Here is a 17,164-nt window from a genome sequence, read left to right on the forward strand (position 1 = left end):
AAATCCAAACAAAAACAGACAATATCACACAGGCATAATTTTATTTTACGAATCAGTATTTTTTAAATTTAAATTAAGGAGAAATTATTATGAAGGTCAATTTTAAAAGAATGATAACAGCATTAGCAGCTGCCGCAATGTGCGCAGTACCAATGACAAGTGCAATGTCCGCAAGTGCGGAATACGCAGAACGCAGTTACAGTCTGGCAAAGGCTGATAAGCAGGCTGAAGAAGCTTATATAGCGGAACTTCTCAAACAGGTCAACAGTGAAGATGTGACAATAGTAAGAGGTTCGGTTTCCTATACTTTAAAAGATCCGATCAAGGTACGCGAAGAGAGGGAAGCAAAAAGAAGATTTGAAGTCTGGAAAATGATACACGGCGGCGATCCAATAAATCCTGAATATGCTTTAGCAGACAGCTCTGCTGTATTAGCCGGTACCGAGATCGTCGGCGGCAAATATACTCCGGATTATACTGGTCCGTTAAAATCGGATATAGTTCTTGCGGGTAAAGGAACAATATATACGAAAAAGTGATAAAAATCATTGATATAGGAATAGAACAAGGGATTTAATAATTTATATATAGAATCGCTCCCCTGAGGTCTGGTACACAGGCTTCGGGGGAGGATTTTTATACTCTCAGGAAAAAACTGCGATTTTTTGAAAAAAATTCCGAAAAACACTTGATTTTTGCGAAAAACCGTGGTATAATACTTTATGATGATAGTAAACCCAAAGACCGGAACCCTTCCGGTCTTTAGTATTTATATTGGGACTATTACATTACAGAGAAAGGAGAAACCCGAAATATCGGGAAAAACTGCCTATGAAATTCAAAAAATTCGGCGGTACGGAACAAAAGGTATACGACCTTATCAAGCCCATTACCGACGAGCTGGGCTACTACCTCTGGGACGTCTGCTACGAAAAGGAAGGCGCTATGTGGTATCTCCGCGTGTTCATCGATCAGGACGAGGGCATAACCATTGCGGACTGTGAACGCGCAAACGCTCCCATAAGCGATATCCTTGACGAGAAGGACCTCATCGCTCAGAGCTATATGCTTGAAGTGGGCTCGGCAGGTCTGGAACGCGAGCTTGTCAAGGAGGAGCACTTCGAGGTCTGTCAGGGCGACACCGTAAGGGTGCATTTCATCAGAGCTGTTGACGGCGAAAAGGAAATAGTCGCACAGCTTGCAGGTGCGGACAAGGACGGCGTGACCGTCATACTGGAAAGCGGAGAGGAAAAGAAGTTCCCTCTGGCAGATATAGCTTTTGTAAAGCTTTATCTGGATTTCTGAAAAATAACATATTTGCTTAAAACCAAAATAAAATATACTGGAGGAATTTACAGACATGAACATGAATAAGGACTTTTTCAGAGCGCTTGAAGCTCTCGGTGAAGAAAACAGCGTAGAGACCGAGCTTCTCATCGAAAAGGTTAAATCGGCAATGCTCAAGGCAGCAAGAAGAGCTTACCCCCACAGCGAGGAGAGAATTTCCGTTGAGATTGATCCCAAGACCAAGAAGTTCGAGATGTATATCAGACAGGACATCATCGACGATGAGCCTATCGACGAGAACGAGGTAAACATCGACGTTGCAAGAACTATTGATCCCAACGCTATGGTAGGCGGCACTATCATGAAGGAGCTGGATATCTCCAAGCTTGGCAGAATGGCTGCCCTCTCCGCAAAGCAGTCCATCAAGGGCGACCTGCGCGAGATAAACCGTGAGCAGATGCTCAGCAAGTTCGAGCAGAAGGAGCACGAGTGCATAACTGCCAAGGTATCACAGGTAGAGCCGGGCAGAGGTACAGTTACCGTTGTATATGACGGAACAGAGCTCTATCTCTTCCGCAACGAGCAGATACCGGGCGAGAACCTTGAAGAGGGCAAGTCTGTAAAGGTATACATCACAGGTATCATCGGCAAGAACAAGAAGCCTGTAGTAAAGATATCACGTACACACAAGGATCTCGTAAAGAGACTCTTCGAGCAGGAAGTTCCCGAGATATACGACGGCACAGTTGAAGTAAAGTCCATATCCCGTGAAGCAGGCTCAAGAACCAAGATAGCCGTATGGTCAAAGGACGAGAACGTAGACGCAGTAGGTGCCTGCATCGGACCTAAGCGTTCAAGAATCACCGCAGTAGTGAACGAGCTCAGCGGCGAGAAGATAGACATTATCCCATGGAGCGAAGTTCCCGAGGAATTCATCGCAAGAGCGCTTGCTCCTGCCGAGGTATTAAAGACAGTCATCACCTCTATGGAGGAAAAAGCCTGCACAGTTATCGTTCCCAACAATCAGCTCTCGCTTGCTATCGGCAACAAGGGACAGAACGCAAAGCTTGCAGCAAAGCTGACAGGCTTCAAGATAGACATCAAGCCCCAGTTCGACAACATAACAGGCGAAGAAGCTCCCGAGATGAGCCCCGACTTTGTAGCTCCTGTATTTGAAGCAGCTCCTCCTGTTGAGGAAGAGGCGGAGGAGACAGCTCCTGCCGAGAAAACAGCCGAGGCAGCAGCAGAGGAAGAAGCTCCTGCAAACGAGGAATAATTATGAAGCCTAAGAAAATACCCATGAGAATGTGTCTCGGCTGCAACGAGATGAAGCCCAAAATGGAGCTTATCCGCGTGGTAAAGTCTCCCGAGGGCGATATAAGCCTTGACTTCAAGGGCAAGGCAGCAGGCAGAGGAGCGTATATCTGCCGCAGCCGCGAGTGTCTCGACAAAGCCAGAAAGGCAAGACGCTTTGAGAAATCCTTCTCATGTAAAATAGAGGACAGCGTTTACGAGGTGATGATGAATGAGCTCGGAGAGCAGCCGCAGGATAATTAATCTGCTGGGTATCTGTATAAGAGCAGGAAAGACCGTAAAGGGCTTTGACAGCTCGGTAGAAGCTGCAAAGAACGGCACAGCACAGTGTCTGCTCACAGCCTCTGACGCTTCTCCCAAGACCGTCAAGGAGGTCCGCTTCTACTGTGAGAAATACTCGGTGAAGCACCTTGAAGCAGACATCAGCAAATCCGATATCGGAAGGCTCTGCGGCAAGGAGACCGCCGTCATAGCAGTGACGGACAAGGGCTTTGCAGACGGTTTTGAAAAGATAATATCCGAAATATCGCAGTAATGCGTTTATATAGATACGGATCATAATTTCGCCGTGACACGCACGGCATAGTACAATGGAGGTAAATAAAGCCTATGGCAAAAAAGATAAAGCTTAGCGACGCAGCAAAGGATATCAACGTCCCTGCACAGGAATTAATTGATTTTTTCACTGAAAAGGGAGATAATAAAAAGAAAACAGGCTCTTCACTTACAGAGGAGGAGATGAACTCTGTTCTTGAGCACTACATGAAGAACCGTTATTCCGTGGATTCACTGAACGATTACTTCAACTCAAAGAACGATCCCCGTCCTGTAAAGGAAGAAGCTCCCAAGGCTGAGAAGAAGCCTGCTGCAAAGAAGTCCGAGCCTAAGAGCGAGGAGAAGAAAGCAGCAGCTCCTGCCGAGAAAAAGGAAAAGGCAGCTCACAAGAAGGAAGAAAAGCCTGCAAAGGCAGCAGCTCCCGAGAAAAAGGAAGAGCCGAAGCCAAAGCAGGAGGCTCCTGCAAAGAAAGCAGAGCACGTTAAGGCAGCAGAGCCCGAGAAGAAGCAGGAGACAGCTCCTGTCAAGGAGGCTCCCAAGGCTGAGGCAAAGCCCGAGCCAAAGGCAGAGCCTGTAAAGGCTGCCGAGCCCGAGAAGAAGCAGGAAACAGCTCCTGTCAAGGAAGCTCCCAAGGCTGAGACAAAGCCCGAAGCAAAGACTCCTGCACCAACTCCCGAAAAGAAGAGCGACAAGAAGAAGGACAAGAAAAAGACAGAGCCTGCAAAGGCACAGGACAGAGGCGAGAGAACCAAGTTCAACGCAACATTCAGCTCTGAGACAGCTCAGACCTCTACTCAGAGAAGAACTGTCGATACAAGAGGAAGCTACGTTGACCTCGACAAGTACAACGAGAGATACGACCAGATGGCAGCCTCCAACAAGCACAAGAACGACAACTACTCCTCCAAGAAGCAGAAGATAAACCAGAAGTCCGCACAGAGAACACGTCAGCAGTTCTCCAAGAAGGAGTCCGAGGCTGAGAAGCTCAAGAGACTGGAGCTTGAAAGAGCAAGAAAGCAGCAGCTCAAGGTACTTATCCCCGACAGCATTACTGTAGGCGAGCTTGCAACACGACTCAAGGCTACAGCAACCGAGGTCATCAAGCAGCTTATGAAGCTGGGCGTAATGGCTTCTATCAATCAGGAGATAGACTTTGATACCGCAGCTATCGTTGCAGACGAAATGGGTGCAAAGGTAGAAAAGGAAGTTATCGTGACTATCGAGGAGCGTCTTATCGACGATACCGATGACGACGATACAAACCTCCAGCCGCGCTGCCCTGTTGTAGTTGTAATGGGACACGTTGACCACGGTAAGACATCTATCCTTGACCGTATCAGAAACGCTCACGTTGCAGCAGGCGAAGCAGGCGGAATCACACAGCATATCGGTGCTTATCAGGTAAACGTAAACGGACAGGACATCACATTCCTTGATACCCCCGGACATGAGGCATTCACATCAATGCGTGCAAGAGGTGCGAATATCACCGATATCGCTATCCTTGTTGTTGCCGCAGACGACGGTATCATGCCCCAGACAGTTGAGTCTATCAACCATGCCAAGGCAGCAGGCGTATCCATTATCGTTGCTATCAATAAAATGGATAAGGAGGGCGCAAACCCCGACCGTATAAAGGAAGAACTCACAAAGTACGACCTCGTATGCGAGGACTGGGGCGGCGACGTTATCTGCGTACCCGTATCAGCCAAGACAGGCGAGGGCATCGACGAGCTTCTCGAAAACGTGCTTCTCGTTGCAGAGGTCAAGGAGCTGAAGGCTAATCCCGACAGACTTGCAAAGGGTACAGTTATCGAAGCGCGTCTTGACAAGGGCAGAGGTCCTATCGCAACACTTCTCGTACAGAACGGTACACTCAGGCAGGGCGATATCATCATCGCAGGCACAGCAGTCGGCCGTGTGCGTGTAATGACCAACCACAAGGGCAGAACTGTAAAGGCAGCAGGTCCTTCCGTACCTGTTGAGATAACAGGTCTTGCAGAAGTCCCCAGCGCAGGCGATATCTTCAACGCAGTTGAGGACGAGAGACTTGCCCGCGAGCTCGTTGAGCAGAGAAAGCACGAGCAGAAGCAGGAGCAGTTCAACGCATACCGCAAGGTAACTCTCGATAACCTGTTCAGCCAGATAGCAGAGGGCGAGATAAAGGAGCTTCCTATCGTAGTAAAGGCTGACGTACAGGGCTCGGTCGAGGCTGTAAAGCAGTCCCTTGAAAAGCTCTCCAACAACGAGGTAAGAGTAAGAGTTATCCACGGTGCAGTCGGCGCCGTTAAGGAGAGCGACGTAATGCTCGCAAGCGCTTCAAACGCTATCATCGTAGGCTTCAACGTAAGACCTGATCCCGTTGCAGCCGAGAATGCAGCCCGTGACGGCGTTGACATCAGACTCTACCGTATCATCTACGACGCTATCGAGGAGATATCCACAGCTATGAAGGGTATGCTCGCTCCCAAGTACCGCGATGTCGAGCAGGGACGTGTTGAAGTACGTCAGGTATACAAGATATCCAACGTTGGTATGGTAGCAGGAAGCTACGTACTCAGCGGTAAGGTAACAAGAGGCAGCAAGGTAAGAGTTGTCCGCGACGGTATCATCATCGCAGACGACGAGATAGCAGGACTCAAGCGTTTCAAGGACGACGCAAAGGAAGTAGCCGAGGGCTACGAGTGCGGTATCAGCCTTGAAAAGTTCAGCGATGTCAAGGAAGGCGATATCTTCGAGACATACATCGTTGAGGAGTACCGCGAGGACTGATGAACGAAAATTTCCGATAATGATAAGGGGGAATTTCTTATGGATAACAGCAGAATGAGTACTGCGGATATGCTGCAGTACTGCAATGAAGCACTGGCATGGGACGACTTCGGACCTATAGATATATTCTTCTTTGAATCCGTAAAGAAGATACTTCTCGGTCAGTGCAGCGCTATTGAAGCGCCCGAGCCGTATACAGACGACTTAATGGGCATAGAGCGCCCTGTCCGCGACGTGGAGCTTGAGCCCGAGTACGGCAACTACGCCGATATCTACTACGGCGAGGAAGGGGACGACGATATCCCCGACTACAGCTTAACGGCTGAGGACGAGGCTTTTTCTGCGGACATCTTCGGGGGTGGCTTCTTTACGGAGCACGAAGGCGCAGACGAGGGCGAGTCAGCCGAAAATGCTGAAGAGCCAAAGGCTGAGGAGGCTGCTCAGGAGACTGAGACAGCTGCCGAAAAGCCCGAGGAAAAGACAGAAAAGAAGACAAACGCAAAAAAGACAGCCGAGAAGAAAACTGCGGCAAAGAAGCCTGCCAAAAAGACTTCCAAAAAGACCGCAAAGGCTGCCGATCCAGACAAGCATGAGGAAACAACAGGGGGAGGCTTTACAGTCAAACTCTGACCGCAGAAAGGAACAAAATGCCTAATTTCAAGAACAGCCGCATGGCTGAAGATATAAAGCGTGAGATGACGGCGATCCTCCGCGAGCTGAAGGATCCGAGAATAGACAAGATGCTCACCATCGTCCGTGCCGACCTTTCGGGCGATATGTCAAGCTGCAAGATATATGTTTCAAGCTTTGAGGGCATCGAAAGAGCAAACGAGTCCGTTCAGGGACTAAAAAGCGCCGCAGGCTTTGTCAAGCGGGAGCTTTTTCACAGACTAAAAATGCGCAAAGCGCCTGAGCTAACGTTTATAGCCGACAATTCAATAGAGAGAAGTGCGGAGATAAGCAAAAAGCTCCATGACCTACTGTAAGGAGTGCTTCATATGTATATAGGCTTCAGTGAGGCTGAGCTCTTTCTCAGAAACTGCGAGGACGCAGTTATATTGACTCACCGCAATCCCGACGGCGATTGCATAGGCGCAGGCTTCGGCTTGAAGGATATCCTTGCACAGCTCGGTATCCGCAGCAGAGTCGTGTGCCACGACGTTTTTCCGTCACGCTACAGTTTCCTCACAGATGAGGGAGCGGGGGAAGATTTTGAACCAAAGACCGTTATAGCGGTGGACATCGCCGATACCACACTTATGGGAGATTATAAGGACATTTACGGCGACAGGGTACAGCTCTGTATCGACCACCACATCTCAAACAAGAATTTCGCGGAGAGAACACTGCTCCGCGGCGACGCTACAGCTGCCTGCGAGATAATCTACGAGCTTGCGCAGTACATGGGCGTCAAGATAACAAAACACTGCGCAATGTGCCTTTATACGGGCATTGCTACCGATTCGGGCTGCTTCAAGTACGGCTGCACCACTCCCCGCGCTCATGAGATAGCCGCAGAGATGATGCGCAGCTACGATATCAACTTCGCAAGGATAAACCGCTATATGTTCGACGTAAAGTCAATGGGCAGACTCAAGCTCGAGGCAAAGGTCAACGAGCTCATGGAGTACTGTCTCGGCGGCAAGCTTGCTATCGCTGCGGTAACGCAGGATATGATGAAGGAAATGAACGTTTCCATGGAGGAGCTGGAGGGCTTTGCACCTCTCACTATCCAGCTGGAGGAAACAGAGGTCGGCATACTCATGCGCGAGCGCGAGGACGGAGTATACAAGTGCTCATTCCGCTCGGCTAACGATGTCAACGTATCCACTATATGCCAGTCCATCGGCGGCGGCGGTCACGCAAAGGCAGCAGGCTGCACCATAAACGGACCGCTTGACGAGGCAAAGAAGCAGCTCATCGAGGCTGTCGAAAGGGCGCTCGGCTGATGAACGGTATCCTCTGCGTAAACAAGCCTCAGGACTTCACATCATTCGACGTGGTGGCGAAGCTCCGCGGCATACTGCAAATGAAACGCCTCGGTCACGGCGGCACCCTTGATCCTATGGCTACGGGAGTCCTTCCCGTATTCGTAGGCAGCGCCACAAAAGCCTGTGACATCATGCCCGACAATACCAAGAGCTACCGCGCAGGCTTCCGACTGGGAGCCGTCTCCGATACGCAGGACGTGTGGGGCGAGGTGCGCGAATGCTCTGATATGGCTGTGAGCCGTGAGGACATAGAAGCTGTTATCCCCGATTTCACGGGAAAGATAATGCAGCTTCCCCCTATGTATTCGGCTGTGCAGGTAAACGGACAGCGCCTTTACGACCTTGCAAGGCAGGGCATAGAGGTAGAGCGTCAGGCGCGTGAGATAGAGGTAGACAGCCTTGTGCTGGAAAGCTACGACAGCGTATCCCGTGAGGGAGTACTGTCCATAGCCTGCGGCAAGGGCACATATATAAGAACTATAATCAGCGATATCGGCGAAAAGCTGGGCTGCGGCGGCATAATGACCTCACTGGTCAGAACGTCGTCGGGAGGATTCTTCCTTGACGACTGCCACAGCTTTGAGGAGATACAGTGTGCAAGGGACGAGGGCAGGCTTGAAGAGCTGATACTCCCCATAGAGCGCGTATTTGAAAAGCTGCCGAAGCTGAGACTGGGCGAGGCTCAGACAAGAATGTACAGAAACGGCGTAAAGCTCGACATATCAAGGCTGCGTGACATACGCAGCGGCGCCGAGCAGTACGGAGTCTACGGCTTTGACGGAGGCTTCATCGGCACCGCATTCGCAAACTTTGAGACAGGCGAGCTCTGCGTGGGAAAGAATTTAGGGTGACGGCATGGACAATAAAAGAACAGCCGTTGCTTTGGGACTTTTTGACGGCGTACACCTCGGTCACCGCGCTGTGCTGGGAGCTGCCTGTGCGCAGAAAAAGCAGGGGCTCATACCCTGCGCATTTACCTTTCCGCCCGAAAGCACGGCAAAAAAGGGTGCGGCAGGCTACATCTACAGCGAGAGCGAAAAGAGTCTGCTGCTTTGCAGCGACTGCGGCGTCGAGCGTGTTGTGTCGCCGAGATTTGAGGACATATGCGGCATGGACGGCGATAGCTTCGCAGGAGAGATACTCCGCGGAGAGATGAACGCCGCCTTTGTGTGCTGCGGCAGGGACTTCCGCTTCGGCAGAGGCGCCTCCTGCGGCACGGACGAGCTGCGCAGCTTCGGCGAAAGGTACGGCTTCACGGTGCAGACCGTTGACGACGTATTCTGTGACGGCGAGAGAGTATCCTCAACAGCCGTTAGACAGCTTCTCACAGAGGGAGAGCTTGACCGTGCAAACGCTATGCTCGGTAAGAATTACATCATAGCAAAGGAAGTAGCACGGGGCGCTCAGCTTGGGCGCACTATCGGCTTCCCCACGGCAAACCAGCTTTTCGGCGAGGGACAGCTTGTGCCGAAGTACGGCGTGTACGCCTCAAAAGCTCATGTAAACGGAAAGGCCTATCCGTCCATAACGGATATCGGCATGAAGCCCACCGTGAAATACGGCGGCGCACCTCTTGCCGAGACATATATACACGGATTTTCCGGAGACCTTTACGGAAGTCCGCTGACGGTAGAGCTGTGCGGCTTTATCCGTCCCGAGATGAAGTTCGGTTCATTGGACGAGCTAAAGGGGCAGATAAATGCGGATATAGCCTCTGCCATGAATATATTGTAAAAAATTCGCTCTGCTTTCACTGTGCTATCACATAGAAGTATTAACATAGTAAAGGTGCGAATACGCGGCAGTATCTGCCGCACATATAATAAGGAGGGTAAAACCCAATGATAGAGGTCAGGAACCTTACCAAGAGATACGGCGACAAGCTTGCCGTAAACGATATAAGCTTCAAGGTCGAAAAGGGTGAGATACTCGGCTTCCTCGGACCTAACGGTGCAGGAAAGTCCACGACCATGAATATGCTGACGGGATACATCTCGTCAACCTCGGGCGATGTGCTTATCGACGGCGTCAATATCCTTGACGATCCAAAGAAGGCAAAGGCAAACATCGGTTATCTTCCCGAGATACCGCCGCTTTACGTTGATATGACAGTTGAGGCTTACCTCGGCTTCGTATACGACATGAAGAAGTGCAAGCTGCCCCGAAAGGCACACCTCAAGGACGTTTGCAGCCTTTGCAAGATAGAGGACGTAAGAGGCAGAATAATCAAGAACCTTTCAAAAGGTTACAGACAGAGAGTAGGTCTTGCACAGGCGCTCATCAACAATCCGCCCGTGCTCATTCTTGACGAGCCTACAGTAGGTCTCGATCCTAATCAGATAATCGAGATAAGATCACTCATCAAGAAGCTGGGCAAGAAGCACACAGTTATCCTTTCTTCACATATACTTCCCGAGATACAGGCTGTCTGCGACAGGATAATCATCATCAACAGAGGCATGGTAGCCGCTGACGGCACTGCCGACGAGATAGCAAAGAACATCACCAACGAGCACAAGATGACGCTTCGTATCGAAGGTCCTACACATACCGCAGACGACAAGCGTCTTATCGCAGAAAAGATAAGAGCCATGGACGGCGTCAAGTACGTCCGCGCAGATATGGAGCGCGAAAAAGGCATTTACGATTACGATATCGAGACAGACGGCAAGACCGATATCCGCCGCGCACTCAACAAGCTCTGCGCTGATAACGGCTGGAATATACTCATGCTCCAGCTCTCAGACCTCACACTCGAGGATATCTTCCTCAAGATCACCATGGACGAGGGACTCAGCAAGTCCGACGACAAGGGCGGCAAGTCCAAGCCAAGGATCGAGATAAAGACCACTGCAAGCGGCAAGCTCAGAGCCGTTCAGGAGGACGATGAGGAAGAAGAATCGTCTATCGTTGACAGCGGCGATGAAGATACAGCCGCAGACAGCACAGAAAATAACGGAGGTGAGGAATAATGCTGGCTATTTACAGGCGCGAAATGGGCGCATTCTTTACGTCGGGCGTAGCATATGTATTTCTTGCTGTGTTCTGGCTGGTATCGGGCATATTCTTCTATAACGGAGTCATCGCCAGCGGATTTGCCGATACTTCAAGTATGTTCAGTTCAATGTTCTATATCGTAATGTTTCTTATCCCTGTGCTGACCATGAAGCTGCTCAGCGAGGAAAAGAAGAACAAGACCGATCAGGGACTTCTCACAGCTCCCATAAGTCTGTGGGACATCGTTCTCGGCAAGTATTTCGCAGCACTTACACTGTTCGTTATAGCCGAGTCCATAATATTCATCTATGCATTCATCATCAACTACCTCGGCGACGTGGTATGGCAGACGCTCCTCGGAAACTATTTCGCAATGCTCTTCCTTGGCGCAGCCTTTATCGCAGTAGGACTTTTCATCTCCTCACTTACCGAGAACCAGATGGCTTCGGCAGTTGTCAGCCTTGTTGCTATATTCGTGATATACCTCTCAGAGACGCTCGTATCCGATTTTGAAAACGGCAACATCGTAAAGAGAGTGATATTCAAGGCAGTTTCATCAATAGCCTTCTATTCGAGATATATTGAATTCACAAGAGGAGTATTCAGTCTCCCCAGCGTGGTATTCTTCATCAGCGCAGCCTTCCTCTTCAACTTCTTCACCGTTAAGGTGCTTGAGAAGAGACGTTGGAGCTGATCATCAGAAAGGAAGGTTTTGATACAAATGAGTAAAAAAGAATTAGACAAGAATAAAGACCTGACAAACAGCAATGCTCCCGATGAGCTTGTGACCATAGAGGAGGAGACTGAGAAGGAGGAAAAACCTGCCTCAGGCTTCAGAAAGAAGCTGAAGTACGGCTCTATGTTCTACATTGCCATAGCTCTCGTCGTAGCTATCGTGGTAGTTATGAATATCATGGTGACTGTTATCGGAAAGCGTTCACCTATCAAGATAGACCTTACTCCCGATGACAGATACGAGCTCAGCGCAGAGTCTGTCGATGCAGTTAAGAATATCGAAAAGGACGTTGATATAACAGTTACTGCAAAGAGAGATTATTTCGATGCTCTTGCAAGCTACTGGCGCGGACAGACAGGCTATGATACTCCATTTGAGCTTATCCCCGAGCTTCTCGACAAGTATTCCGTATACGCAAAGCAGGGCAAGGGCAGCATTGACGTAAAATACGTTGATATGGACGTTGACCCCGATATCATCAACCAGTACAAGAAGTACTACAACGGCGATATCGAGCGCGGCAGCATTATCGTATCATCAGGCGAAAGAGTAAGCGTTATCAGCAGCACAGACGTTATGAACATGATAACTCCCGACCAGTATACAGCTCAGACCACAGGCGAGTACAAGTTCAAGTTCACAGGCGAGAGCACTATCACATCGGCTATCACAAACGTATGCGACGCTCACCCCGTAAAGACAGCCTTTGCAATGACAATGAACGGCGCTTCACTGTTCGACGCACAGAGCTACGGCAGCGCAGTAAACGCATTTGAGAACGAGCTCCTTGCAAAAAACGGCTATGAATGCTCGGATATCGACATCGCTACAGACGAGATAAAGCCCGAGGACTACGATATGGTAGTAGTTTTTGCTCCGTCAGTAGACTTCTCCGAGGATATCATAAAGAAGCTCAGCGACTTCCTCTATAACGGCGGAAAGTACGACAGAAACGTTATCTACGTTCCCGATGTTTCAAAGACAAATCTTCCAAATATCGAGGCATTCCTTGCCGACTGGAACATAAAGGTGGAGAACGAGATAATCTGCGATGCAAAGTACAATATTGGTGCTCCATATATTGTTGCACTAAAAGTAGATGATTCAGAAGCAGTGGGAACACTTCCAAATGAAAAGCTCCCTATAGTATCGCCTTATACAAGAGCCCTCACAGAGTTATCCAAGAACAACGGCAATATCGTAAAGAGCCTTATCAGTTCCTATGACGAGGCATATACTGTAAGTCCTACAGACATGAATGAAGTAATAAGTGAACAGGTTACAAAAACAGCAGTAATGCTCTCACAGAAGCAGACATCTGAGGACTTTAATGTATACACGAGCAGTGTTCTCGTTATGGGCAGCCCAGATATTATGGATAGCAGAATTATCATGCAGAATACCACATATAACAACGCAAATGTTATCATCAGCGCTCTGAATCAGATAGCAGGCAAGGAAAACGGAGCCGTTATCCTTGAAAAATCACTTCAGTATTCAGCTATAGCACCTTCGACAGGACAGGCAAAGGTTATCCAGATAATAGTAGTATGGGTAATACCTTTCATTATCGCTGCAATAGGTGTAATGGTACTGTTAAGGAGAAGAAATAAATGAAAAAACAAGCTAAGGGCATTATCGCGCTCAGCGCTGTTCTTGCAGCCATGCTGGGCGGCGGATTTGCCTATATGAAGCTTAACCCAAGCGAAACAGAAGGACACAGAGGCGGCAGCAGTTCTTCATCGGCACCCGAGCTTCTTGCCACAGAGGCAAACGGACAGGGCACAGTCCTTGTCAGCGACGGCACCGAGGACGCTGTAGTAAAGAGCGTCACTGTAAAGAACAGCAGCGGCGAGCTCAATGTCATAATGAAGAGCGCTCCCGACAAGGAAAACAATAAGGGAGCTGTCTATACTCTTGACGGCTATACCGACCTTGACGTAAACACAGCAATGGTAGGTACGCTTGCAAACAACGCAAACGGTATGCAGGCAGCCGCTCTTGTAGCAGAGGGCTGCACCGACCTTGCAAAATACGGACTTGCTTCTCCGTCAGCTGAGGTAGAGCTCACCTATGAATCAGGAACTAAGGTAAAGTTCCTCGTAGGCGATACAGCTCCGTCAAGCGACAACACCTACTTAATGGTAGATGACGGACGCAAGGACGTATACACGGTAAACACATCGACTGTTGCAAACTACAGCAACAGCAGCAAGGACTTTATCGAAAAGACCATTCTTGAAAAGCCCGCAGACGATGAAATGCCTGAAGTAGAAAGTCTCAGGATAGAGCGTGAGGACATCGACTATGATATCCTCATCAAGTACGACAGAGACAAGACCGACGCCCACGCAGGCGGCACTTCATCGCCCCACAAGCTCGTAGAGCCTACAGACAGCTATCTTACAGTAGAAAAGGCTACCGATATCATATCGGGAATGTTCGGACTTTACGCTTCGGATATCCACGCACTGCACTGTACAGAGGCTGATATCGCAGAGGCAGGACTTGACAAGCCCTTCTGCAAGGTAACAATGGACTGCGACGACGGAAAGAGCCATGTGCTTCTTCTCGGAAAGGTATTCGCAGATGAGAATGGCGGCAAGTGCGCATACGGTATGCTCGAGGGCGGAAAGGTGATATACACTGTCAGCGAGAGCAGTGCAAAGTGGCTGACAGTTACACCAAGCGATATCTGTTCGAGAATGATAATAGCGTCATACGTATGGAACATCACCGAGCTCAGCGTAAGCGGCGGCGGTGAGAGCGCAGAATTCAAGATAGAGCCTAAGGACAAGGACAATATCCCCGAGAGTCCGAAGGCAGAGGACTTCAACGTCACAAAGGACGGCAAGGAGTTCGATTCCGAGCGCTACAGACTGTTCTATTCATTCCTTGTAAGCACAAACGGCGAGGAATTCGCACTTGACGCACCCGTACCCGAGGGCGAGCCCGAGGTATCGGTAACTATCAAGGACGAGCAGCTTGGCAAGACCATTAAGTACGACTTCTACGAGGATACGTTCATGCGTTCGCTGATAGTTATAGACGGCAAGAGCAAGTATTACTGCACAAAGTCTTATGTGGACACTCTCAAGGAGAACATCAAGCGCATAAGCACAGGAGAGGATTACATCACAACATGGTAAGAGCGGAGCCGCTTTTACCCAAGCATGACAGGAATATAAGGAGGTATTATGATGAGCGAGAAATTCAACACTTATAAGGGCTATCCGCTGGTAAGAAACGGCAAGGATATATACTACGGATATATGCAGGATCCGTATGTGATCTACATTACTATCCTTGAGACCAAAGAGGAAAACGGCGAGCAGGTCACCTCAAAGGTAAGGATAGTTCAGATGGACACAAACGAGCCCAACCCCCTGAAGGCATTTGTCAAGAATGCAGAGCGCGAGTGCGGACTTTACGAAGCACTTGATTTTGCGAATGTATGGCTTGAAAAGGCACTGAAAAGCTAAGAGAGCAGCCGCCCGCACGGGCGGCTGTTTTAATTCGGAATTGATCCATGAACGATATATATGTAGGGGCGCACATTGTGCGCCCGTTGGTATAAACGGCTATTTTCGGGCGAACACTGTTCGCCCCTACACTATGCACTATTCACTGATAACTCCGCCGCCTTGATTTTTCGCAAAATATATGATAGAATTATAACAACACTAATAAACAGCCAATGGGGTGAGACTATGAACAAGATACTGCTCGTTGAGGACGACGAAACACTAAACGCAAATATAAAGCTTTCCCTTGAGACCGAGGGCTACAGCGTCAACGCTGTGCGCACTGTCGCTGCGGCAGAAGCCGCAGCTGCCGAGGCTGACCTTATCATTCTTGATGTTACTCTGCCCGACGGCAACGGCGTAGACCTTTGCAGGCGCCTGCGCAGAACAATGCAGATACCCGTGATATTTCTGACCTCCTGCGACGACGAAGCCGATATCGTCCGCGGACTTGACAGCGGCGGCGACGACTACATTACCAAGCCATTCCGACTGAGAGAGCTTTTCTCCCGTATTCGTGCAAATCTCCGCCGCGTTCCCGAAGTCCCCGAAATAGAGCTTACCGCATTGGAGCAGAAGCTCCTCAGCTACCTCATGCTCAACCGCGGACAGTACCTTACCCGTGAGCAGATACTCGCCTATTTATGGGACTCCAAGGGCGAATTTGTCAATGACAACACCCTTTCGGTGAACATCAGCCGACTCCGTGAAAAGCTCAGCAAGGCGCACAACTGCGGCAGCATAGTCACCAAGAGAGGAATGGGCTATAAATGGACAGAACAGACCGATTCATAAACAACCGCGCCCCCAAGAAGCTTCTGGTGATATTTCTTCTGCTGCTTACCTTGTCAGCCTGCGCCGCATTTTTCATATCGGGCAAGTGCGCGGACGTCATAGTGCATGAGCAGATACGCTCCGGGCTTTCCGTGGCAGGGGGCGGCAAATTCACGGACTTCCCCGATGACGATTCCATATCGGCAGGGGAGGAGGCGATGAAAAAGTACAGTATCGACAGGAGTATCCCCCCTCGTATGATGAAGAACTACGGCTCTGTCCGCAGGGTGATATTCTATCCCGTATTCGGACTTCTTGCCCTGATATCGGCGATATGGTACTTCATATCTCTCCGCGAGCTCATGGCGATATACCGCGACTTGGAGAAGCTTCGCAATGAATGTGTGAAAGCCGCCGACGATTCCGAAAACGCAGTCATAACTCTTTACGGCGAGGACTTGGGCTCAGTCCACAGGATATCCGACGCCGTGGAAATGCTGGTGGACAGACTGAACAACACCAAATTCAGCCTCAGCAGCGAGCAGCGCTATCTCCGCGTTTTCCTCACCGACCTTTCTCACCAGATAAAGACCTCCCTTGCGGTAGTACGTCTCAACACGGATATGCTGACGGAGCTTGACGACCTGTCCGAGGAGCGCCGCGAGAAGCTCTCCGACGAGATACAGCTGAACCTTGACGGCATGGAGCGCCTTGTCATCGAAGCCATAAAGTTCGCAAAGCTTGAAGCCAATGCAGTGGAGTACGATATGCAGGAGAGCGACCTCTCCGAAGTTTGTCAGCTTGCCATAAAGCGCATATCGCCCCTGCTCCGCAAGAAAAACATCACCGTAAGAACACAGCTCCCCGAGAATATCACCATGCTCTGCGACAAGAGCTGGCTCTGCGAGGCTGTGGAGAACATACTGAAAAACTCCGCCGACCACTCGGGCTGTACCGAGGTATCAGCGGAGGTCACTGCCGATCCCGTCATGGTGAAAATGATCCTTACAGACAACGGCAGGGGCATACCGCAGGAGAATATCCCCAAGCTTTTCGAGCGCTTTTCGTCCAAGTCCAGCGATACTACCATGTACAGCTCGGGACTGGGAATGTCCATATCACAGAAGATAGTCCGCGGACACGGCGGCGATATACTGGTGTATTCCGAGCCTGACAAGGGCACACGATTTGAATTTGTATTCTTGAAATAACGA

18 protein-coding genes are annotated in these 17,164 nt (G+C 49.8%); all 18 read left to right on the forward strand.

Translation table 11 applies throughout. The features are described 5' to 3' along the window. The first annotated feature begins 89 nt into the window (after positions 1-89). Entirely contained in the window at positions 90-539 is a 450-nt protein-coding gene (locus BT105_RS09280) for a hypothetical protein (protein ID WP_072300454.1), read from the forward strand. Between the two features lie 292 nt (positions 540-831). Further along, positions 832-1,305 (forward strand): ribosome maturation factor RimP, encoded by a 474-nt coding sequence (rimP, locus tag BT105_RS09285; RefSeq protein ID WP_072300455.1) that lies wholly within the window; start codon positions 832-834, stop codon positions 1,303-1,305. Positions 1,306-1,360: 55 nt separating this feature from the next. Next, positions 1,361-2,563 carry a transcription termination factor NusA gene (gene nusA, locus BT105_RS09290; RefSeq protein ID WP_081367852.1) on the forward strand — a complete coding sequence of 401 codons (1,203 nt, stop codon included), beginning with the start codon at positions 1,361-1,363 and terminating at the stop codon, positions 2,561-2,563. Positions 2,564-2,565: 2 nt separating this feature from the next. Further along, the gene (rnpM, locus tag BT105_RS09295) at positions 2,566-2,844 is read left to right on the forward strand and encodes an RNase P modulator RnpM (RefSeq protein ID WP_028514117.1); all 279 of its coding nucleotides are present in this window, start codon (positions 2,566-2,568) and stop codon (positions 2,842-2,844) included. Beyond that, positions 2,813-3,136, forward strand: a complete 324-nt coding sequence (locus BT105_RS09300; protein WP_072300456.1) for a L7Ae/L30e/S12e/Gadd45 family ribosomal protein — start codon at positions 2,813-2,815, stop codon at positions 3,134-3,136. Before rnpM ends, BT105_RS09300 begins: the two co-directional genes overlap by 32 nt. A gap of 74 nt (positions 3,137-3,210) precedes the next feature. Further along, positions 3,211-5,928 carry a translation initiation factor IF-2 gene (gene infB / locus BT105_RS09305; protein ID WP_072300457.1) on the forward strand — a complete coding sequence of 906 codons (2,718 nt, stop codon included), beginning with the start codon at positions 3,211-3,213 and terminating at the stop codon, positions 5,926-5,928. A gap of 39 nt (positions 5,929-5,967) precedes the next feature. Further along, positions 5,968-6,558 carry a hypothetical protein gene (locus BT105_RS09310; RefSeq protein WP_072300458.1) on the forward strand — a complete coding sequence of 197 codons (591 nt, stop codon included), beginning with the start codon at positions 5,968-5,970 and terminating at the stop codon, positions 6,556-6,558. A 17-nt stretch (positions 6,559-6,575) separates the two neighbouring features. Then, a complete protein-coding gene (gene rbfA, locus BT105_RS09315) occupies positions 6,576-6,914 on the forward strand; it encodes a 30S ribosome-binding factor RbfA (RefSeq protein ID WP_028514121.1) in 339 nt (112 codons plus the stop codon). A gap of 12 nt (positions 6,915-6,926) precedes the next feature. Beyond that, on the forward strand, positions 6,927-7,877 hold the full coding sequence (locus BT105_RS09320) for a DHH family phosphoesterase (RefSeq protein WP_072300459.1): 951 nt from the start codon (positions 6,927-6,929) through the stop codon (positions 7,875-7,877). Beyond that, positions 7,877-8,770, forward strand: coding sequence for a tRNA pseudouridine(55) synthase TruB (gene truB / locus BT105_RS09325; protein WP_072300460.1), 894 nt, complete (start codon positions 7,877-7,879; stop codon positions 8,768-8,770). Before BT105_RS09320 ends, truB begins: the two co-directional genes overlap by 1 nt. 4 nt (positions 8,771-8,774) lie before the next feature. Then, entirely contained in the window at positions 8,775-9,653 is an 879-nt protein-coding gene (gene ribF / locus BT105_RS09330; protein WP_072300461.1) for a riboflavin biosynthesis protein RibF, read from the forward strand. A 107-nt stretch (positions 9,654-9,760) separates the two neighbouring features. Then, the gene (locus tag BT105_RS09335; RefSeq protein WP_072300462.1) at positions 9,761-10,891 is read left to right on the forward strand and encodes an ABC transporter ATP-binding protein; all 1,131 of its coding nucleotides are present in this window, start codon (positions 9,761-9,763) and stop codon (positions 10,889-10,891) included. Next, positions 10,891-11,610, forward strand: coding sequence for an ABC transporter permease subunit (locus BT105_RS09340; protein WP_072300463.1), 720 nt, complete (start codon positions 10,891-10,893; stop codon positions 11,608-11,610). Before BT105_RS09335 ends, BT105_RS09340 begins: the two co-directional genes overlap by 1 nt. A gap of 27 nt (positions 11,611-11,637) precedes the next feature. Further along, a complete protein-coding gene (locus tag BT105_RS09345) occupies positions 11,638-13,269 on the forward strand; it encodes a motility-associated ABC transporter substrate-binding family protein (protein ID WP_072300464.1) in 1,632 nt (543 codons plus the stop codon). Further along, entirely contained in the window at positions 13,266-14,801 is a 1,536-nt protein-coding gene (locus BT105_RS09350; RefSeq protein ID WP_072300465.1) for a DUF4340 domain-containing protein, read from the forward strand. The genes BT105_RS09345 and BT105_RS09350 overlap by 4 nt, the downstream gene beginning before the upstream one ends. 48 nt (positions 14,802-14,849) lie before the next feature. Beyond that, positions 14,850-15,134 (forward strand): hypothetical protein, encoded by a 285-nt coding sequence (locus tag BT105_RS09355; protein WP_028514128.1) that lies wholly within the window; start codon positions 14,850-14,852, stop codon positions 15,132-15,134. A 228-nt stretch (positions 15,135-15,362) separates the two neighbouring features. Next, a complete protein-coding gene (locus tag BT105_RS09360; RefSeq protein ID WP_072300466.1) occupies positions 15,363-15,971 on the forward strand; it encodes a response regulator transcription factor in 609 nt (202 codons plus the stop codon). Further along, positions 15,947-17,161: a sensor histidine kinase gene (locus BT105_RS09365; protein WP_072300467.1), complete on the forward strand. Its 1,215-nt coding sequence runs from the start codon at positions 15,947-15,949 to the stop codon at positions 17,159-17,161. The genes BT105_RS09360 and BT105_RS09365 overlap by 25 nt, the downstream gene beginning before the upstream one ends. Positions 17,162-17,164: the final 3 nt, after the last annotated feature.

Origin of the sequence: Ruminococcus flavefaciens (genome assembly GCF_900119075.1) — a bacterium.
Classification (GTDB): Bacteria; Bacillota; Clostridia; order Oscillospirales; family Ruminococcaceae; genus Ruminococcus; species Ruminococcus flavefaciens_Q.